Genomic DNA, 19,411 nt, shown 5'->3' with positions numbered 1-19,411 from the left:
CACCCCCCCCACCCCCACCAGACCGCCCCCACCCCTCCACCACCCTCCACGAACCCGACCCGCAACCCGCCCCGGAACCGCTCGGCCCACACCTCGTGCAGCGGCTGACCGTGGAATTCCTATGCGTCGCCGAGCCCGTGCCAGCCCAGTCCCGAGTAGTGCTCCCGGTGATACGCGAGATGCTCCCGATCGACCTGGTGGCCGGGAGCTTCGCGCAACTGTCCGATGACCGTTCCCGAAGAACGGTCGGTGACGGTCAGATCGTCATCGATGATCAACATGCCGAAGTCGAAGAGGGTGTGATGGTTGGGGCAGAGGCAGAGCACGTTGTCGGCGACGTCAGGTCCGTGGTGCGGGCGACCGAGCCCCCGAATGTGAGCGGCCTCTGCGTAGGGATAGGTCGGGGCGGTGAGACGCGTTCCGCACACCTGGCAGTGGAAGTCGTGCACCTTCTTGACGTAGTTCGCCACGGCGGTGCTCCGGACAATGCGCTGGGCCATGGCCTCCACGCGTGACGGAGTCTTGTTGCCGGAGGGCTTGTCGAGTGTCGCGGCGGATCGGGTCGGCGTCGCGGTGCCGGTGAGCTGAACAAGTCGGAAGCGCCAGACGAGGTATCCGGAACGCCCCTGTTCGGACCAGTAGTCCTCGACCCGGAAGAGCCCGTCGTAGCGGTAGTGCCTTGCCGACGAGCTGCTTTTCCGCTCCTTCTCCGCGCGAATGACGCGCACCGGCGCGCCAGTGGCGAGACTGGTGACCAGGGCAGCATTGCCCAGAGTGAGCTTCTGGTCGCGGACCTGCTGACCGGAACCGGGGTCGCGGCCGCCCTGCCCGGTATAGATGAGGACGTCGCCGTAGTCCTCGTCGTCCTCGTAGCCGCCGGAAACGACTATGGACTCCGCCCCGCTGTCCTTCCTGCCGCAGATTCCCGCCTGAAGTGGCCGGTGGACCCCTGCCTTGGCGAGCTCCTTCCGATTCGGGAAGGTCTGGCCGTCACTGACGCCGGGCACTGCTCCGAAGCCGTCGAAGACAGCGGCGGCCCTGTGGATCTGCTGCAGGAGTTCCTCAGGCTTGGAGGATTCGAAGAAACGATCCGTCAACCTGTCGACGACCTGCTGCCGCGCGAGGGCGTCGGTCGCCATGAGGGTGTGGAATGCCTCGGTGAGGCCACCCTGCGGATTCTGTTCCAGCAGCCAGTTCTTCACCTGTGAGCCACGAGCAGCCGGGACGCTGCCGTCAACGTCATTGAGCTCCCAGAGGCTCGATCGACTCAACGCAACGAACGGGTACTCCGGCGAGGGGTCCGAACCGGGGCGTCCATAGCGCTTCAGCAACCGGTGGAGCTCACCCTGCACCTCGCTCCAGGCCGCCAATCGAGGCTGGCCGGTGGCCGCCCGCGCGACGGCCCACAGCAGCGTGATCGGCTGGTGAAGTGCCGGCTTGCCGGAGGATCGATCGACACGGAGGGCATCTATCGCAGCGCAGAACTGGTCACTGGGACGTGCCGGCGCCATGGGACTCTCCTGTCAGTAGACGATCATCGCGTGATGAAAGGATTAGATGATTGCAGGCCGTGGGTGACCTGTTGGCTCAGAAGCTTGAGGATCGGTCACCCGGGTTTGGCACTCAGAACGCCGGAGGGCCTGTCGGTCGCTCCGACAGGCCCTCCGGGCGGGGGCGGGACGGCTGGATGTGAACCCACGGCCTCTTCGTCCCGAAGCAACCTGGGAGCCCGTCCGACGTGATTGATCAGCAGTGCCGACCTGTCTGAACAGTCCCGGAGCGCCCGTGGCCGTCCGCCGAAGTACGCACTCTTGGCAGCACAGTTGGACACTCAGCCGGTCCGGCACTGCTCAGCCGATCGGAACTCCTCACTGGCGCCAGCGCTCGCGGTGCTGGCGCACACAATTGAGGTCGATCTTGTGCTGGGGGTGGGTGCGGAGGGGCCCCATTTCGGTGCCTCCCTTGATGACGATGAGGTCGTCACTCAAAACGATGGCGCCTGCGTCAAGCATGACGTGGCAGTTCGGGCAGAGGCAGAGAACGTTCGCGGCGATGTCGGGTCCGTTGTGGGGACTGCCAAGCGCTTGGATGTGGGCGCCCTCGCTGTAGCTGCCGCCGGGGACCTCGATGCGCAACGCGCAAACCTGGCACCGGTTGTCGTGCCAGGCCTTGACCTGTCGCTTCACAGCGCTGCTGCGGACGATGCGCTGCACTGTGGTGGTTGTCCGGTCGGGTGTTTCGTTTCCAGCGGCGGGCTGGTCGGAGTCGCCGTCGAAGGGGAGTTCGTCGGCTGCGGGCAGACCTGCCCCTTCCACAGGAGCGGGGATCGGCGTGCCCTCACAGGCTTCCAGGCGGAACTGCCAGATCAAGCGATCGTCGATGCCGAGCTTGCTGCCGTACCCCGCGACACGGAACAGTCCGTCGTACCGGTAACCCGACTTGGGTGCGTACTTGGAGTCCTTGTGCGCCCCGCGCAGCACTCGGACGAGAAGCCCTTCAAGGTAGCTGGTGACCAGGGCAGCGTTCCCGGGGTCGTCCAGGGTTTGGTCGGCAACCTGGTTCTTCGACGAGTCCTGTCCACCGTGGCCGGTGTAGACAACTACGTCTCCGTAGTCCTCGTCGTCCTTGTAGCCACCGGAGAGGACGATCGACTCGGCGCCGGTCGCCTTCGTGCCGCAGATGCCGGCCTGTAGCGGACGGTGCACTCCCGCCTTGTGGGCCAAACGGCGGGTGCTGAACTCCTGGCCGACGTAAGCGTCGGGCGGCTCGCCAATCATGCGTGCAGCCTCGCACAGCGTGATGACAAGCTGCCGGCGATTTAATCCGCGCACGGAGGGGGGCCGTCGTTCGCCGGCCGGCCACCAGAGCCAAGACTCGGGCAGTCCCCCACGCCGCCGACCGGACTCCGCGTGAGCCGCGCCACAGCTTCATGTGCCTGCCCTCGGACAGTGGAGTGCCCTTGGAAGACTCGCTTGGCCGGCCACTCCAGTAGGGCAGTCACCGAAGAGGTCTAGGTCTACCGCCACCAGATCCGCCCGGTGATCCTGACCGGGGCAACGGTCATGGACGACCTGTTCTCCGGGGTCCTGAGGCTTGGTCACTCAGTTGGGCACGCAAAACGCCAGAGGGCCTATCGGATCTCTCCGATAGGCCCTCTGGACTGGGTCGGGGTGGCGGGATTTGAACCCACGGCCTCTTCGTCCCGAACGAAGCGCGCTACCAAGCTGCGCCACACCCCGGTCTTTCTGTTTGTCGCTCCGTCTCCTTCGCGACGAGTAGAACTCTACCGGACGCTCGCCGAGAGACGAAATCCGGTTTCTCGGCGAGCGGGGCGGGTGGGTCAGTGGGGGGTCGGGGTGAGGGTGAGGAGGGTGGCTTCAGGGGGGCAGGCGAAGCGGACGGGGGTGTAGCGGTTGGTGCCGCAGCCGGCCGAGACGTGGAGGTAGGAGCGGCGGCCGCCGGCCTGGTGGGTGGAGAGGCCCTTGACCCGCTTGGCGTCGAGGTCGCAGTTGGTGACCAGGGCGCCGTAGAAGGGGACGCAGAGCTGGCCGCCGTGGGTGTGGCCGGCCAGGATCAGCGGGTAGCGGTCGGCGGTGAAGGCGTCGAGGACCCGCAGGTACGGGGCGTGCACCACGGCGAGGGAGAGGTCGGCGTCGGGGGAGGGGCCGCCGGCGACCTCGCTGTAGCGGTCGCGCCGGATGTGCGGATCGTCCAGGCCGGTGAACTCCAGGTCGAGACCGGCGACGGTGAGGCGGCCCCGGGTGTTGGTGAGGTCGAGCCAGCCGGCGGCGTCGAAGGCGTCGCGCAGCTTCTCCCAGGGGTTGTGGACGGCGCCGGTGATGCCGCGGCGGGCGCTGCCGTCGGCGTTGTTCATGCCGTGGCTGCCGGTGCGCATCGCCTGGAGGTAGCGGGCCGGGTTCTTGCGGGCGGGGCCGTAGTAGTCGTTGGACCCGAAGACGTAGACGCCGGGGAAGTCCATCAGCGGGCCGAGCGCGTCCAGGGTGGCGGGGACGCCCTCCGGGTCGGAGAGGTTGTCGCCGGTGTTGACCACCAGGTCGGGCCGCAGGCCGGCGAGGCTCTGCAGCCAGCGCTGCTTCCTGCCCTGGCCGCTCACCATGTGGATGTCGGAGACCTGCAGTACCCGGATGGGGCGGGCGCCTCGGGGGAGGACCGGGACCTCGACCCGGCGGAGGCGGAAGGAACGGACCTCGTACCCAACGGAGTAGGCGAGGCAGGCGGCGCCGGTGGCGGCGATTCCGAGGGGAACGGAGTACAGCGGTCGCATCGGTCCATGCTCTCAGACGGCGGATCAGCAGGTGAACTGTCGGGGTGCGCCCGGGGACACGTCCGGTCACTCCTCGGGTTGTTCTCGCCGGGCGCGCAGGGCCCGGACCTTGTGGCGGTTGCCGCAGCGCTCCATCGAGCACCAGCGGCGTCGGCCCGGCCGTGAGGTGTCGACGAAGAGCAGCTGGCAGTCGTCGGCGCCGCACTCGCGGATCCGGTCCGCGTGCGGGCCGGTGAACAGGGCGATGGCGTCGCGGGCGATGGTGGAGGCGAGCTGGTCGCCGTCGCCGGGCAGGGGCGGCGCCGCGGTGCCGTCGGGGGCGATCTGCGGGGCGAGCGGCGGTCGGGCGGCGGCCCGGTTGAGCACCGCGTGGTCGGCGGGATCGGCGGGGTCGGCGTTGGTGCGGTCGGCGTTGGTGCGGTCGCCGCTCGCGCGGGCCGCGGTGAGGCGCCAGAGGGCGTCCCGCAGGGTGCGGACGGCGGCCAGTTGGTCGTCGCTGATTCGGACGGTGCCGGGTGGCAGTCCGAGCCGGGACTGTCCGAGCCACTCCAGCAGGTCGGACGGCCGGTGCAGGATCTCGTACCGGGCGTAGGGACCGGGGCCGCCGGTGGGCAGCAGTTCCAGGCAGAGCGTGCCGGGGTCGAAGTGGAAGCGCGTTCCGCCGGGGGAGTGCAGGACCAGGCCGGGGCTTCGCTCGTCCATCATGTAACCACTTTAAGAGGTTATCGATGACTGGGGAAGGGCGCGGGAGAAGGGGAGCGGAGAAGGGGAGCGGGGAGGGAGAGCAGGTGGGTGGAGTTAATGGTGGGCATCGGAACGTGGCAGGTGGGAGACTCGGGGCCATGACGACGCTCAAGGAGCAGCTGCACCAGGACCTGACGGCTGCCATCAGGGACCGGGACGAGCTGCGCTCGTCCACCATCCGGCTCACGCTGGCGGCCGTCACCAGCGAGGAGGTGGCGGGGAAGACGAAGCGCGAGCTCTCCGACGCCGAGGTGCTCAAGGTGATCGGCCGGGAGGCGAAGAAGCGCCGGGAGGCCGCGGAGGCGTTCGACAGCGCCGGCCGGGCCGAGCAGGCCGCCCGTGAGGTGGCCGAGGGCGAGGTGCTGGCCGGTTACCTGCCGAAGCAGCTGTCCGACGACGAGTTGACGGCCATCGTGGCCGCCGCCGTCGCCGAGAGCGGCGCGGTCGGTCCGCAGGGCATGGGCGCCGTGATGAAGCTGGTGCGGCCGAAGGTCGACGGCCTGGCCGAGGGTGGCCGGGTGGCCGCCGCGGTGAAGTCCGCCCTCGCCGGCTGATCGCTCCGCGGAGCGGACCGGCAAGGTAGAAGGACAAGACAGAGGACAAGGCAAAGGGGCGCCCCCCGAGCGAGATGCTCGGGGGGCGCCCCTCTGCTTCGTCCTGCCGGAGGCCCTGCAGGACGTCCGCTCAGTGGCGGCTCAGTGGCCGCTCAGTGGTGGCCGCGCCCGTTCCCGCCGTTCCCGCCGTCGCCGCCGTTCCCGCCGATGACCCCCGGCGGGAAGGTGAACCCGCCGCCGATCAGGCCGCCGGCGTTGGTGCCGGGAGCGCCGGGGTTGCCCGCGGCGGGGGGCGGCGGGTTGCCGCCCGCGTTCGGGTCGGCGCCCGGGGCGGGCGCGGCCGGGGGGGTCGCACCCGGGGTGGCGTTCGGGTCCGGCTTGGGGGCCGGGTCCGGGATGTCGATGGTCTGGAAGGTCTCCTTCGGGGAGCCCTTCAGCGCGCCGTCCATGGCCATCTTCCAGATCGGGCCGGGGCCGGTGGCACCGAAGACGCCGTCGGCACCGTAGTAGGTGTCGCCGATCTTCATGTTCTTCATCTCGACGCCGCCGGTGGGGCCGCCGATCCAGACCGCGGTGGCGAGCTGCGGGGTGTAGCCGCTGAACCAGGCGGCCTTCTTCTTGTCGGTGGTACCGGTCTTGCCGGCGATCTGGCGGCCGTCCTCCAGACCGAGGGTGGCGCCGGTGCCCTTCTCGGTCACGTTGAGCAGGACGGTGTTCAGCGCGTCGGCGGTCTGCTCGGAGAAGGCCTGGGTGCAGGCGGTCTGCGGGACCTTGACGTCCTTGCCGTCGACCGTGGTGATCTTGTTGATCGCGATCGGCGTGCAGTGCTTGCCGCGGGCGGCGAAGGTCGCGTAGACGTTCGCCATGGTCAGCGGCGACATCTCCTTGGTGCCCAGGGTGATCGAGGGCACGACCTCCAGCTTGGCGCCGGAGGCGGTGGTGGTGATGTTGAGCTTGTCGAGCATCTGCTTGACGGGGCAGAGCCCCATGTCCTGCTCCATCTGAACGAAGTAGGTGTTGACCGAGAGGGCCATCGCCTGCTTCAGCTCGTAGGGGCCGACCTCGCTCTTGCTCTCGTTCGGGACGTAGCGCTCGTTGCCCTTGTAGGTGTTCTTCCAGGTGCCTTCGCAGGTCTTCATCGTCGGCCACTCGATGCGGTTCTCGGACGGGTACGGCTTGGTGGGCGCCATCCCGTTCTCGAGCGCGGCCGCGGCGATGATCGGCTTGAAGGTGGAGCCGGGCTGGAAGCCGTTGCCGCCGCCCATCGCCGCGTCGACGTTGAGGTTGACGACGGTCTGGTTCTTGGACGGCTCCAGGCCGTACGGGCGGGTCTGGGCCATCGCCAGGATCTTGCCGGTACCCGGCTCCATCATGGTCGCGGCGGCCGACACCGGGTCGGTGACCTTGACCTTGCCGGTGACCGCGGCCTGGGCGGCGGCCTGCTTGTCCGGGTCGAGGGTGGTGTAGATGTTCAGGCCGCCCTGGTCCCAGAACTTCTTCCGCTCGGCGGCGTTCTTGCCGAAGGCCGGGTCCTGCTTGACCACGTGCCGGACGTAGTCGCAGAAGAAGCCCATGCCCGCCTGGGCGGTGATGCAGCCGTTCTGCGGGTCCTTGTACTTCAGGCCCAGCGGGGCGGCCTTGGCCTCCTTGGCCTGGTCCGCGGTGACGTGCTTGTTCTCGACCATCTTGTCGATCACGGTGTTGCGCCGCTTCACCGCGTTGTCCGGGAAGCGCACCGGGTCGTACTGCGACGGGTTCTGCACCAGGCCGGCCAGGGTGGCGGCCTCGGCGATGGTGAGGTCCTTGTTGCTCTTGCTGAAGTACCGCTGGGAGGCGGCCTCGATCCCGTACGCCTGGTGACCGTAGAAGGTGATGTTCAGGTAGTTGGTGAGGATCTGGTCCTTGGTCAGATCCTCCTCCAGCTTGATCGCGACCTTCAGCTCCTGGATCTTGCGGCCCAGGGTCTTGCGCTGGGCCTCCAGGACGGCGGCCTGGTCGTCGCCGGCCTTCTCGACGTTGACGTTCTTCACGTACTGCTGGGTCAGCGTCGAGGCGCCCTGGGATGCGGTGCCGCTCTCCGCGTTCTTGCTGATTGCGCGGAGCACGCCCTTGAGGTCGACGGCGCCGTGGTCGTAGAAGCGGGCGTCCTCGATGTCGACCTGCGCCTGCCGCATGTAGGGGGACATCTGGTCGGCGGTGAGGACGGTGCGGTCGCGCTCGTAGACCTTGGCGATCAGCCCGCCCTTGGCGTCGAAGATCTGGGTCGCCTGGGTGAGCGGCGGCGTCTTGAAGTCGTCCGGGATGTTGGAGAAGCCCTCCGCCGTGTTCTTGGCGGTCAGGCCGAGCGCGCCGACGGCGGGCAGGGCCATGCCCGCCAGCAGTACTCCGGACAGCACGCTGACCCCCAGGAACTTCACTCCGTGTCCCGCATAGTCGAGCGGTGACCCGCGGCGCTTGCCGCGCGGAGCTCCGGTGTTGCCTGGGGGCTGGGGTGCCTGGGGGCGCTTCGGTGCCATGGGGAGAACCCTACGTTGCCGAATGCCGCACACCGGGGCAGGTGTTCGCCTAGGCTTGTCACAAGCTTGCGACAGCTTCGCTGCGTCAGCATCGATCACTCTTGTGAGTGATGAGAATTGACCGAATTGTCTACCTTTGGGGCGTTTTTGAGGCAGCTGTTGGCGGCTGCACCCCTGTGTCCGGTAGCACTGTGTGACGGCCCGCGTGGCGAGAGTGGTGAACGCGGCCCTGGCAATGCTTGCGACCTGCGATCACTCCAACGAGTGAGCTGATCGCCACCCATAGTCCAATTGGGTCATTCGAGATTGAGCCCGAAGGGGCTGTTGCAAGCTGTCGTTCTTCCGTAACGTCCTCAACTGGCAACGGTGAATATGCCGTTGCCGCCGTGGGGGAGCCTCGATTCGGGAGAGGACGGCGCCGGCATGGGCTGGGTAGACGACTGGAGTGCGCAGGCCGCCTGCCGCACGAGTGATCCGGACGAACTGTTCGTCCAGGGGGCGGCGCAGAATCGCGCCAAGGCGGTGTGCAGCGGGTGCCCCGTGCGCACGGAGTGCCTGGCCGACGCGCTGGACAACCGGGTGGAGTTCGGGGTCTGGGGCGGGATGACCGAGCGCGAGCGCCGGGCGCTGCTGCGCCGTCGGCCGACCGTGATCTCGTGGCGGCGGCTGCTGGAGACGGCCCGCACCGAGTACGAGACTTCGCTGGCCACCGGCGTGATACTGACGGACTACGCCCAGGCGGGCTGAGTCACCGCCGTACGGGCTTCGGCCGTGCGGATCACAGAGCTACGGATCACAGAGCTACGGAGCACAGTTGGGGCGCACGTCCCGGGTCGGGGGGCTCGGGTCCGGAGGTCCGGGTCGACAGCCCGGACCAGCGCGACGACCTGGACCGGACCCGCTCGTGGGTCCGGCCGGACGGGTTCGGTCCGCCGAGCCGCCTGGTGTCAGTCCGTGGATCCGCTGAGCCGCTCGCCGATGGTCCGCAGTCCTTCCAGGTCATGGACGTCCCCGGGCAGCGCGGCCACCTCGATGATCGGCACGTCCGGGTACACCGAGACGAAGCGGTCACGGGTCCGCCGCTCGCGCACCATCACCTGCATCCGCTCGGCGTGCAGCCGCAGCAGCCCGGCCGCCAGCAGCTCGGCGTCCGGCGAGACCTGCTCGGAACCGTTCTCCTCCAGTGCCTCGGCCGCGGCCAGCGCCCGCTCGGCGGTGAGCTGCGGGGCGCCGGTCCCGTGCACCCGGTTGAGCACCAGCCCGGCCAGCGGCATCCGGTCGGCGGCCAGCCGGTCCACGAAGTACGCCGCCTCGCGCAGCGCGTCCCGCTCCGGGGCGGCCACCACCAGGAACGCCGTGCCCGGCGCCTGGAGCAGCTGGTAGGTGCGGTCCGCCCGCTCCCGGAAGCCGCCGAACATCGAGTCGGTCGCGCTGACGAAGGTCTGGACGTCCGTCAGCAGCTGGGCGCCGAAGATCTTCCCGAGGGTGCCGGTGAGCAGGCCCATCCCGGCGTTCAGGAACTTCATCGCGGACCGCCCGCCGACCTTGGCCGGCGCGGTCAGGATCCGGATCACCTTGCCGTCGAGGAAGGACCCGAGCCGGTTCGGAGCGTCCAGGAAGTCCAGCGCGGACCGGGACGGCGGGGTGTCGACGACGATGAGGTCCCACTCCTCGGCCGCCCGCAGCTGGCCGAGCTTCTCCATCGCCATGTACTCCTGCGTGCCCGCGAAGCCGGCCGACAGGGACTGGTAGAAGGGGTTCTCCATGATCGCGCGAGCCCGCTCGGGGTCGGCGTGGGCCAGCACGACCTCGTCGAAGGTCCGCTTCATGTCGAGCATCATGGCCTGCAGCTCGCCGTCGCCGGTCACGCCCTTGACGATCCGCGGGGTGTTGTCGAGCTCGGTCAGACCCATCGACTGCGCCAGTCGCCGGGCCGGGTCGATGGTCAGGACGACGACCTTGCGGCCGCGCTCGGCGGCCCGCAGGCCGATCGCCGCCGCGGTGGTGGTCTTGCCGACGCCGCCGGAGCCGCAGCAGACGATGATCCGGGTCTTCGGGTTGTCGATCAGCTCATCCACGGCGAGCCGGCTGCCGCCGACGCCCGCGCCGTCCTGTCCGGTGGTGCCGGTCCGCCCGCTCACGCTGCCCCCTGACGCTTCAGTTCGCCCGCCAGCCGGTAGAGCGTGCCGAGGTCCACACCCTCGCCCAGCAGTGGAAGTTCGTACGTCGGGAGCTTCAGGTGCTGCAGATCGGCGCGCCGGGCGCGCTCCAGTTCCACCCGCTCGGCGTGCTCCCTGGCCTGTGCCAGCAGTGGATCGAGCAGCGGTTCGACCGCCGCCCGGACGGTCTCCGGCTTGCGCGAGCGGCCCCCGAGGCCCGCCTCGCCGAGGGCCAGCGCGACCTCCTCGCGGTGGTCGCCGTCGACCGCGGCCACCGCGGCCGCGTCCAGCAGCGGCGGCCGGACCATGTTGACCAGCACCCCGCCCACCGGCAGACCGGCCTCGCGCAGCTCGGCGATGCCGTCGACGGTCTCCTGGACCGGCATCTCCTCCAGCAGGGTGACCAGGTGCACGGCGGTCTCCGGCGACTTCAGCACTCGCATCACGGCCTGCGCCTGGCTGTGGATCGGCCCTATCCGGGCCAGCCCGGCCACCTCGGAGTTGACGTTCAGGAACCGGGTGATCCGCCCGGTCGGCGGTGCGTCCATCACGACCGCGTCATAGGTCCGCCGTCCGTCCGGGCCCTTGCGGCGGGCCGCCTCGCAGGCCTTGCCGGTCAGCAGCACGTCCCGGACGCCGGGGGCGATGGTGGTCGCGAAGTCGACGAACCCGACCTTCTGCAGCGCCTTCCCGGCCCGGCCGAGCTTGTAGAACATGTCGAGGTATTCGAGCAGGGCCTGCTCGGTGTCGATGGCGAGCGCGTGCAGCTCACCGCTCGGCGAGCCGCCGGCCGCGCCGCCCACTGAGCCGCTCCCCGAATTGCCTGCCGATCCGCTCGCCGCGCCGCTCGCCGGCAGGCCCAGCTGGGCCGGGGTGACCGTGGCGATCCGGCGCTCCTCGTAGGGGAGTGCCGCTATGCCGAACAGCTCGGCGATGCCCTGCCGGCCCTCCACCTCGATCAGCAGGGTCCGGCGTCCCTCCGCGGCGAGCGCCAGTGCCAGCGCCGCAGCCACGGTGGTCTTCCCGGTCCCGCCCTTGCCGCTGACCACGTGCAGCCGTACGCCCTCCCAGTCGGGATCGCGCCGGGCCGCCTGGCCGGGGGTGCGTGCCACGCTCCGTCTCCGTCCGTCTCCGAGGGCCGGCACCACGCAGGTGCCCTCCCGCGAGGGTAACCAGGGACCGCACCGGATGCCGGGACTACCCGGGGCGCCGGACCCGAATCATGCCCGCTTTGTGGGCCACCTCACACGCATGAGCGCGCCCGGACGCGGACCGGGGCCGATCGCCGGGACGGAACGTCTAGAGTCTGGCCATGACCAAGTGGGAATACATGACGGCACCTCTGCTGGTGCACGCCACCAAGCAGATCCTGGACAACTTCGGCCACGACGGCTGGGAGCTCGTCCAGGTCGTACCGGGTCCGAACCCGGAGCAGCTGGTGGCCTACTTCAAGCGGGAGAAGCAGGCATGAGCAAGGTCGAGGAGAAGCTGGCCGAACTGGGTCTGACCCTGCCGCCGGTGGCCGCCCCGGTCGCCGCCTACGTGCCCGCGCTGCGTACCGGTGACTTCGTCTTCACCTCCGGCCAGCTGCCGATGGTGGCGGGCAAGCTCCCGAGCACCGGCAAGGTCGGCGCCGAGGTCACCCCGGAGGAGGCCAAGGAGCTCGCGCAGATCTGCGCGCTGAACGCCCTGGCCGCGGTCAAGTCGGTGATCGGTGACCTCGACCTGGTCGAGCAGGTCGTCAAGGTCGTCGGCTTCGTCGCCTCCGCCCCCGACTTCACCGGCCAGCCGGGCGTGATCAACGGCACGAGCGAGCTGCTCGGCAAGGTGCTCGGCGACGCGGGCGTGCACGCCCGCAGCGCGGTGGGCGTCACCGTGCTGCCGCTGGACGCCCCGGTCGAGGTCGAGATCCAGGTCCGCGTCCGCGCCGGAGCCTGACCGACCGACCGCACCCGCGGCCGGACACTCTCAACGTGCTCGACACCCTCGAGCGCGCCGGACACCCTCGCGCCGGACACCCTCAACGCGGGACACCCTCAACGCCCCGCCCGCCCCGGACCCGCACGGAGTCCGGGGCGGACGTGTGTCCGGGCGAGGACGCCCCGGCCCGCGAAGGGACGGTCCGTCGGAGACAGTCCGTCGGGGACGGTCCGCACAACGGATCACCCCTGTCCAAGCCCGCCCCCGGGCGCTTAGCATCCGGGCATGGACCAGCGAGCAACGACGCTCCCGATGCCCCCCGGCTGGCCCGCCCGGATCAGGGCGGCCGACGCCGGAGAGCTGACCCCGCCCGTGCCCAGGCAGTCCGCCACCGTGGTGCTGCTCCGGGACACCGGCACGGACGCCGGCCCGGAGGCGTACCTGCTGCGGCGGCGGACGTCGATGGCGTTCGCGGCCGGGATGTACGCCTACCCGGGCGGCGGGGTCGACCCGCGGGACGCGGAGGCCGAGCTCGGCTGGGCCGGTCCCGGCCCGCAGGAGTGGGCCGAACGGCTCGGCGTGGACGCCCGGACCGCGCAGGCCGTGGTCTGCGCCGCCGTCCGCGAGACCTTCGAGGAGGCCGGCGTCCTGCTGGCCGGTCCGGACGCCGACAGCGTCGCCGAGCCCCGGGACTGGACCGCCGAGCGCGCCGCCCTGGAGGCCCACGAGCTCTCCTTCGCCGACTTCCTGCGCGACCACGGGCTGCTGCTCCGCAGCGACCTGCTGGGCGGCTGGGCCCGGTGGATCACCCCGGCCTTCGAGGAGCGCCGGTACGACACCTGGTTCTTCATCGCCGCCCTGCCGACCGGGCAGCGTGCCGCCCGCGAGGTCGGCGAGGCGGACCGGGTCGCCTGGCTCACCCCGGACGAGGCCGTCCGAGGCTACGAGGAGGGCCGGTTCGGGATGCTGCCGCCGACCGTCACCGTGCTGCGCGAGCTGCGGCCGGTGCGCAGCGCCGCCGAGGCGCTGGGGGCGGCGGCGGACCGTTCGCTGGAGCCGGTGCTCGGTCGGGCCGAGGTGCGCGGGGAGCGTCTGACCGTCCGCTGGCCGGGGTACGACGAACTGACGATCGACGGTACGTTCCCCGAGGAACGCGTCGGCTGACCGCGACCCGGCCGTTCCCGCCCCGCCTGTTCCCGTTCCGCCCCTGCTCCGCCCCCGAGTAATCCTGATCCGCCCCGAGTGATCCGTACGAGAAAGGACCGACGCCCGATGACCCACAACGATGTGGCTCGCCGGACGGCACCCGAGATGCCCGCCCGCCGCCTGATCCCGCGCCGCCCGGCCTGCGACTCCGTCAGCTTCACCGAGATGGCCCAGCGCGCCCTCACCCGCTCGCTGCCGCTCCGGGCGCTGCACCGCGTCACCGAGGACCGCCGGTGAGCGGACTCCTGCCGGGCGACCCCGCCGCCGGGATCGGCGGCGAGGCCACCTCCCGTGCGCTCTGCGTGCTGGCGCCGAACCCGTCCCCGATGACGCTGGACGGCACCAACACCTGGCTGCTCTCCGAGCCGGGCTCGGACCTCGCGGTGGTGATCGACCCGGGCCCGCTGCACGAGGGCCACCTGCGCCGGGTGATCGAGACCGCCGAGCAGCGGGGCAAGCGTGTGGTGCTCACCCTGCTCACCCACGGGCACGCCGACCACTCCGAGGGAGCGGCCCGGTTCGCCGAACTGACCGGCAGTGAGGTCCGCGCGCTGGACCCGGCGCACCGGCTCGGTTCGGAGGGGCTCACGGACGGGCAGCGCCTGGACGTCGGCGGCCTCGACCTGCGGGTGATCGGCACCCCCGGCCACACCTCGGACTCGCTCACCTTCCACCTGCCCGCCGATGGCGCGATCCTCACCGGCGACACCGTCCTCGGGCGGGGCACCACGATGGTCGCCCACCCGGACGGCAGGCTCGGCGACTACCTGGACTCGCTGCGGCACCTGCACGGCATGGCCGCCGAGCACGGCGTCCGGACGGTGCTGCCGGGGCACGGGCCGGTGCTCGCGGACGCGCTCGGCGCGGTGGACTACTACCTGGCCCACCGGGCCGGCCGGCTGGCCCAGGTCGAGACCGCCGTCGAGGCCGGCTGCCGGACGGCGGCCGAGGTGGTGGCACGGGTCTACGCGGACGTGGACCGCGCGCTGTGGCCGGCGGCCGAGCTGTCGGTCCTCGCGCAGCTCCAGTACCTCAGGGACCACGGGCTCATCCCGGACTGACCGGGCGCCGGACGTCGGGCGCCGGACGTCGGACCGGACTGCCGCCCGCCGGACCGGACCCGCAGGACCCGCGCAGGACCGGTCGGACCCGCGCAGTACCGGCGAAGGGCCCGTACGCCGGAGCGTACGGGCCCTTCGCACGGGCTCGGGGAGCGCGGACTACCGCGAGCGGCGGGAGAGCCGCTCGACGTCCATCAGCACGACCGCGCGGGCCTCCAGCTTCAGCCAGCCGCGGCCGGCGAAGTCGGCGAGCGCCTTGTTGACCGTCTCGCGGGAGGCGCCGACCAGCTGGGCCAGCTCCTCCTGGGTGAGGTCGTGGGCGACGTGGATGCCCTCGTCCGACTGCACGCCGAAGCGGCGGGAGAGGTCCAGCAGCGCCTTGGCGACGCGCCCGGGCACATCGGAGAAGACCAGGTCGGACATCACGTCGTTGGTCCGGCGCAGGCGGCGGGCGATGGCGCGCAGCAGTGCGATCGAGACCTCGGGGCGCGCGTGCAGCCAGGGCTGGAGGTCGCCGTGGCCGAGGCCCAGCAGCTTGACCTCGGTCAGCGCGCTCGCGGTGGCGGTGCGCGGGCCCGGGTCGAACAGCGACAGCTCGCCGATCATCTCGCTGGGGCCGAGGACGGCGAGCATGTTCTCGCGGCCGTCCGGCGAGGCCCGGTGCAGCTTGACCTTGCCCTCGGCGACGACGTACAGCCGGTCGCCGGGGTCGCCCTCGTGGAACAGCGACTCGCCGCGGGCGAGCGTCACCTCGGTCATGGAAGCGCGCAGCTCGCCGGCCTGTTCGTCGTCGAGTGCCGCGAAGAGTGCGGCGCGCCGCAGAACGTCGTCCACGTGCTTCCTCCTTCTCGGCCGGCCGGCCGTCAAGCCCTCCGGCACAAGTTCGTACAGTGCTCTGCATCACCAAGCATGGCGCATGTCGCTCCGATCATATGAGGAGGGGGTGTGCCGAGGTGTGCTGCGCGGGGCCATTCGTACCGCCGGAACCGCCCCGACCCCCGGCCCCGGGCGGCTCGGGGACCAGCCTGGGGACCGGTTCGGGACCGGTTCGGGACCGGCCCGGGCCCGGCCGGGGAACCGTCCGGCGGGCGCCGGAGGCTCACCCGGCCGGGCCGTCCGCGTCCGCCGCCCAGCCGTCCGAGTCCGCCGCGAGCAGGGCGTCGGCGACGGCGGTGCGCGCGTACAGGACGGCGTGCCCGGCCCGCTGCGCGCTGGTCAGCCCGGCCGCGCGCAGGGCGGTGAGGTGCTGGGAGGTCCCGGCGGTGGAGAGCCCGGTCCGCCGGGCCAGCTCGGTGGTGGAGGCCGGCGCGTCGAGTTCGGCGAGCAGCCGGGCCCGGGAGCGCCCGAGGACGGCGGCGAGCGCCTCGGCCGGGTCGGCGACCGGCCCGGACTCCCACAGGGTGGCGACGCCGCGCGCCGGGTAGGCGAGCTGCGGCGGATCCGGCGGCAGCGTCCGGGTCAGCACCCGGGGCCAGGCGAACACCGAGGGCACCAGGACCAGCCCGGCTCCGGCGTCCAGCCGCTGGACCGCGCAGTGCCGCTGCTCCAGCCGCAGCGCGGCGCCGTCCCAGCGGACCGTTTCGTGGAGGTCGTCGAGGGCCTGGGCGCTGCCGCGCCCGGCGGCCTGCCGGGCCCGGTGCAGCACGTCCGCGTCCAGCAGCGCGCGGATCCGGGTCCAGTGCGGTTGCAGCGCGAACTCCCAGTACGCCTCGATGTCGGCCACCAGGAGGGGCAGCAGGCCGGCCGGGTCGCGGTGCAGGGGTTCGAGGACGGCAGGCAGCCGGCCGCCGCGTTCGGCGGCCAGGATGTCGAGATCGGCCCGCACCCGGTCGGGCGGGGTCGCGGCGATCACGGCCAGCTCCTCGGCGAGCGCGGGAGCGGCGCCGACGGGGACCGGGGTGAGGAAGTCCGGCAGGTGCCCGGCGGCCGGGACCAGCGCGGCCAGCCGCCGTACGGCGGGCCCGGTGGCCTCCGCCGACCGGCGGACCTGGGCGGCCCAGGGCCGGTGCACGGCGGGGACGGCCCGGTGGGCCAGCACCCGGAGGCTGGTCACCACCTCCCACATGGGGGAGACGGCGAACCTGGTCCGTGCCAGATCGTCCGTCGAGAACGCGAGTTCGGTCCGCATCGGTGCCCCGCCCACTCTCCCGCTCCGGCCCAGGATTCAGCCTCAGCTTAATCACTGGAGAGCACCCGCCGACCGGCCGCAGGATGTCCACGGCGCGCAACCGCTACTCCCGCCCGGGCTCCTCCCGACACCCCTCGCCTCTCCCACGATCCCTCCCGGAACCCCTTCCGGAACCCCTTCCGAACCGAAAGCCGGTGACCCCGAATGTCCACCTCCTCCCCGCTCCCGCCGTCCACCCTCCGCGCGCGGGCCGAGCGGCTGAGGGCGCTGGTCGCGGACGGCGTGCTCGTCCTGCCGAACGCCTGGGACGCCGGGAGCGCCGCCGTGATCGCCTCGGCCGGCGCGGCCGCGATCGCCACCACCAGCGGCGGCGTCTCCTGGTCGCTGGGCCGGGGCGACGGCCAGCGCCTCGACCGCGCGACGGCCGTCGAGGCCGCCCGCCGGGTCGCCGCCGCCGTCGACCTGCCGGTCACGGTGGACGCCGAGGGCGGCTACGGGCCCACGCCGGACGATGTCGCCGAGACGGTCCGGGCCCTGGTGGGGGCGGGCGCGGCCGGGGTCAACCTGGAGGACTCGGCGGCGCCCGGCGGCCCGCTGTTCACGGTGGACGAGCAGGCCGGACGGCTGCGCGCCGCACGGTCGGCGGCGGAGGCGGCGGGCCTGCCGGAGCTGCTGGTCAACGCCCGGACGGACGTCTTCCTGTTCGGGCTGGGCGGGCTCGACGATGTGCTGGTCCGCGCCGAGGCGTACGCGGCGGCGGGCGCGGACGGCCTCTTCGTCCCCGGTCTGCTCGACCTCGACGCGCTGGCCGCGCTCTGCGCCCGCTCGCCGCTGCCGGTCAACGCGATGGCCGTGGCCGGCGGTCCGGGCGTCGCCGAACTCGCGGCCGCCGGGGTGCGCCGGATCAGCGTGGGCACCGCGCTGACCCAGTTCGCCTACACCGCCGCCCGTCGGGCGGCCGCCGAACTGCTCGGCCCCGGCACCCTGACCGAGCCGGTCGGCGCGCTCGGCTACGGCGACGTCGACGCGCTCTTCCGGGGCTGACGTGGGGCTGACGGGCCCGTCAGCCCCCGGCACGTCCTCGCCCTTCCCCGTCCTGTCCTCGCCCTTCCCCGCCCTTCCCCGTCGTTCCAGTCCCGTCCTGGCCGATCCGCCGCAGGAGCACGGCCGTCCGGCGTAGCCTTCACGCATGGCAGAGAGCAAGGTCCGGACGACCGCGTCTGCGGGGAAGCCGGTGGGGAAGGCAGGCGGGGTGCCCAAGCCCGAATCGCGGTTGGCGATGGTGCGGCGGGCCCGGAGGATCAACCGGGAGCTGGCGGAGCTGTACCCGTACGCGCACCCGGAGCTGGACTTCGACAACCCGTTCCAACTGCTGGTGGCCACCGTGCTGTCGGCGCAGACCACCGACCTGCGGGTGAATCAGACGACGCCGGCGCTGTTCGCCAAGTACCCCTCTCCGGAGGACATGGCGGCGGCGAACCCGGCGGAGCTGGAGGAGATCATCCGGCCGACCGGGTTCTTCCGGAACAAGGCGAAGTCCCTGATCGGCCTCTCGATCGCGCTGCGCGACGAGTTCGACGGCGAGGTCCCCGGCCGGCTGGCGGACCTGGTCACCCTCCCCGGGGTCGGCCGCAAGACCGCCAACGTCGTCCTCGGCAATGCCTTCGGCGTCCCCGGGATCACCGTGGACACCCACTTCGGCCGGCTCGCCCGCCGGTTCGGGTGGACGACCGACGAGGACCCGGTGAAGGTCGAGGCGGCGGTCGCGGAGATCTTCCCGAAGTCCGAGTGGACGATGCTCTCGCACCGCGTGGTCTTCCACGGCCGGCGGATCTGCCACTCCCGGAAGCCCGCCTGCGGAGCCTGCCCGATCGCACCGCTCTGCCCCTCCTACGGCGAGGGCGAGACCGATCCCGAGAAGGCGAAGAAGCTGCTCAAGTACGAGATGGGCGGACAGCCGGGCCAGCGGCTGCGCCCGCCCGCGGACTTCCCCGGCGAGGCCGGCGCCCGCGCGGACGCCGCCGCGCACCACGGCGAGGTCGCCGACCTGGCGGTGGCCGAGTGAGCGACCGGGGGATGGTGCGGGGGGTCGAGCGGGACGGGCTGCCGACCTGGCTGGAGCCGGTCAGGGACGCCGCGGAGCGGGTGCTGCCCGAGCAGCTGAGCCGCTTCCTGCCGCCGGACGACGGCGGCCGCGCGGCCGCCGTGCTGATGCTGTTCGGCGAGGGCGCGTCCGGCCCGGACCTGCTGCTGATCGAACGGGCCCGCTCGCTGCGCTCGCACGCCGGCCAGCCCTCCTTCCCCGGTGGTGCGCTGGACCCGGAGGACGGCGACCCGGCCGGGCCCGGTCCGGTGGCGGCGGCGCTGCGCGAGGCCTGGGAGGAGACCGGCCTGGACCCGGACGGCGTGCAGGTGTTCGCGACGCTGCCCGCGCTGTACATCCCGGTCAGCCGGTTCGTGGTGACGCCGGTGCTCGGCTGGTGGCGCGAGGAGTCGCCGGTCCGGCCGGTGGACCTGGGGGAGACCGGCGCGGTGTTCCGGGTGCCGATCGAGGAGCTGACCGATCCGGTGAACCGGGCCAGGCTGCGGCACCCGTCCGGCCACATGGGGCCGGCCTTCGCGGTCGGCGGCCGGCTGGTCTGGGGCTTCACCGCCGGGGTGATCGACCGGGTGCTGCACCACAGCGGGCTGGAGCGGCCGTGGGACGCCGGCCGGATCGTCGAGCTCTCGGACGAGGCGCTGGAGCTGGTGCAGGGCGACCGCGAGCGTTCCCGGGCGCTGCTCGGCCGCGACGCCGGGTCGCGGTGAACCGGACGGCGGGCGGATTCGACCATCGCC

The 19,411-nt window shown here is 71.9% G+C and carries 19 protein-coding genes and 1 tRNA gene; 10 read left to right on the top strand and 10 right to left on the bottom strand.

Going from position 1 to position 19,411, the window contains the following annotated elements:
• Positions 1–119: 119 nt before the first annotated feature.
• The 5 genes from ADK60_RS32390 to ADK60_RS32370 all read right to left on the bottom strand — a co-directional run bounded on the left by ADK60_RS32390 (position 120) and on the right by ADK60_RS32370 (position 4,990).
• Complete coding sequence (locus ADK60_RS32390) at positions 120–1,511, bottom strand: YDG/SRA domain-containing protein (RefSeq protein ID WP_234371389.1); 1,392 nt, start codon at positions 1,509–1,511, stop codon at positions 120–122.
• A 357-nt stretch (positions 1,512–1,868) separates the two neighbouring features.
• Positions 1,869–2,777 (bottom strand): YDG/SRA domain-containing protein, encoded by a 909-nt coding sequence (locus ADK60_RS32385; RefSeq protein ID WP_053650544.1) that lies wholly within the window; start codon positions 2,775–2,777, stop codon positions 1,869–1,871.
• A 388-nt stretch (positions 2,778–3,165) separates the two neighbouring features.
• Positions 3,166–3,239 (bottom strand) — tRNA-Pro (locus ADK60_RS32380).
• Positions 3,240–3,340: 101 nt separating this feature from the next.
• Positions 3,341–4,285, bottom strand: a complete 945-nt coding sequence (locus ADK60_RS32375) for a metallophosphoesterase (RefSeq protein WP_045939776.1) — start codon at positions 4,283–4,285, stop codon at positions 3,341–3,343.
• A gap of 66 nt (positions 4,286–4,351) precedes the next feature.
• Positions 4,352–4,990 carry a CGNR zinc finger domain-containing protein gene (locus tag ADK60_RS32370; RefSeq protein WP_053650543.1) on the bottom strand — a complete coding sequence of 213 codons (639 nt, stop codon included), beginning with the start codon at positions 4,988–4,990 and terminating at the stop codon, positions 4,352–4,354.
• Positions 4,991–5,127: 137 nt separating this feature from the next.
• Between ADK60_RS32370 and ADK60_RS32365 the strand changes: the two genes are divergently transcribed.
• Positions 5,128–5,583 (top strand): GatB/YqeY domain-containing protein, encoded by a 456-nt coding sequence (locus ADK60_RS32365; protein WP_053650542.1) that lies wholly within the window; start codon positions 5,128–5,130, stop codon positions 5,581–5,583.
• Between the two features lie 152 nt (positions 5,584–5,735).
• On the opposite strand, the gene ADK60_RS32360 is transcribed toward ADK60_RS32365, so the two are convergent.
• On the bottom strand, positions 5,736–8,000 hold the full coding sequence (locus ADK60_RS32360) for a transglycosylase domain-containing protein (RefSeq protein ID WP_053650541.1): 2,265 nt from the start codon (positions 7,998–8,000) through the stop codon (positions 5,736–5,738).
• Between the two features lie 522 nt (positions 8,001–8,522).
• Here ADK60_RS32360 and ADK60_RS32355 point away from each other — a divergent pair.
• Complete coding sequence (locus ADK60_RS32355) at positions 8,523–8,846, top strand: WhiB family transcriptional regulator (RefSeq protein WP_037779213.1); 324 nt, start codon at positions 8,523–8,525, stop codon at positions 8,844–8,846.
• 200 nt (positions 8,847–9,046) lie between these two features.
• Here ADK60_RS32355 and bagB read toward each other — a convergent pair whose 3' ends face one another.
• Positions 9,047–10,240, bottom strand: a complete 1,194-nt coding sequence (gene bagB, locus ADK60_RS32350; RefSeq protein WP_045939783.1) for an ATPase BagB — start codon at positions 10,238–10,240, stop codon at positions 9,047–9,049.
• Entirely contained in the window at positions 10,237–11,370 is a 1,134-nt protein-coding gene (bagA, locus tag ADK60_RS32345; RefSeq protein WP_053650540.1) for an ATPase BagA, read from the bottom strand. The genes bagB and bagA overlap by 4 nt, the downstream gene beginning before the upstream one ends.
• A gap of 200 nt (positions 11,371–11,570) precedes the next feature.
• Between bagA and sp36 the strand changes: the two genes are divergently transcribed.
• The 5 genes from sp36 (at position 11,571) to ADK60_RS32330 (ending at position 14,445) form a co-directional block, all read left to right on the top strand.
• Entirely contained in the window at positions 11,571–11,729 is a 159-nt protein-coding gene (sp36, locus tag ADK60_RS45985) for a Sp36 family protein (protein WP_093860985.1), read from the top strand.
• On the top strand, positions 11,726–12,196 hold the full coding sequence (locus tag ADK60_RS32340; protein WP_030392643.1) for a RidA family protein: 471 nt from the start codon (positions 11,726–11,728) through the stop codon (positions 12,194–12,196). The genes sp36 and ADK60_RS32340 overlap by 4 nt, the downstream gene beginning before the upstream one ends.
• 267 nt (positions 12,197–12,463) lie before the next feature.
• Positions 12,464–13,342: an NUDIX hydrolase gene (locus ADK60_RS32335; RefSeq protein WP_234371388.1), complete on the top strand. Its 879-nt coding sequence runs from the start codon at positions 12,464–12,466 to the stop codon at positions 13,340–13,342.
• A gap of 108 nt (positions 13,343–13,450) precedes the next feature.
• Positions 13,451–13,621 carry a hypothetical protein gene (locus ADK60_RS45250; RefSeq protein ID WP_159394196.1) on the top strand — a complete coding sequence of 57 codons (171 nt, stop codon included), beginning with the start codon at positions 13,451–13,453 and terminating at the stop codon, positions 13,619–13,621.
• Positions 13,618–14,445, top strand: a complete 828-nt coding sequence (locus ADK60_RS32330; protein WP_053650538.1) for an MBL fold metallo-hydrolase — start codon at positions 13,618–13,620, stop codon at positions 14,443–14,445. The genes ADK60_RS45250 and ADK60_RS32330 overlap by 4 nt, the downstream gene beginning before the upstream one ends.
• A gap of 159 nt (positions 14,446–14,604) precedes the next feature.
• Here the strand turns inward: ADK60_RS32330 and ADK60_RS32325 are convergent, their stop codons facing one another.
• Both ADK60_RS32325 and ADK60_RS32320 read right to left on the bottom strand, forming a co-directional pair.
• On the bottom strand, positions 14,605–15,279 hold the full coding sequence (locus tag ADK60_RS32325) for a Crp/Fnr family transcriptional regulator (protein WP_030392646.1): 675 nt from the start codon (positions 15,277–15,279) through the stop codon (positions 14,605–14,607).
• A 265-nt stretch (positions 15,280–15,544) separates the two neighbouring features.
• Positions 15,545–16,573, bottom strand: coding sequence for an ArsR/SmtB family transcription factor (locus tag ADK60_RS32320; RefSeq protein ID WP_053650537.1), 1,029 nt, complete (start codon positions 16,571–16,573; stop codon positions 15,545–15,547).
• A 204-nt stretch (positions 16,574–16,777) separates the two neighbouring features.
• Between ADK60_RS32320 and ADK60_RS32315 the strand changes: the two genes are divergently transcribed.
• From ADK60_RS32315 to ADK60_RS32305, 3 genes are all read left to right on the top strand, one after another.
• Positions 16,778–17,617: an isocitrate lyase/PEP mutase family protein gene (locus ADK60_RS32315; protein WP_053650536.1), complete on the top strand. Its 840-nt coding sequence runs from the start codon at positions 16,778–16,780 to the stop codon at positions 17,615–17,617.
• A 145-nt stretch (positions 17,618–17,762) separates the two neighbouring features.
• Positions 17,763–18,638 carry an endonuclease III gene (nth, locus tag ADK60_RS32310; protein WP_053650535.1) on the top strand — a complete coding sequence of 292 codons (876 nt, stop codon included), beginning with the start codon at positions 17,763–17,765 and terminating at the stop codon, positions 18,636–18,638.
• 11 nt (positions 18,639–18,649) lie between these two features.
• On the top strand, positions 18,650–19,381 hold the full coding sequence (locus ADK60_RS32305) for an NUDIX hydrolase (protein WP_053650534.1): 732 nt from the start codon (positions 18,650–18,652) through the stop codon (positions 19,379–19,381).
• The last annotated feature ends 30 nt before the right edge of the window (positions 19,382–19,411 follow it).

Source organism: Streptomyces sp. XY431, assembly GCF_001279805.1.
GTDB classification, from domain to species: domain Bacteria; phylum Actinomycetota; class Actinomycetes; order Streptomycetales; family Streptomycetaceae; genus Kitasatospora; species Kitasatospora purpeofusca.
This window is presented reverse-complemented; position numbering and strand designations above follow the sequence as displayed.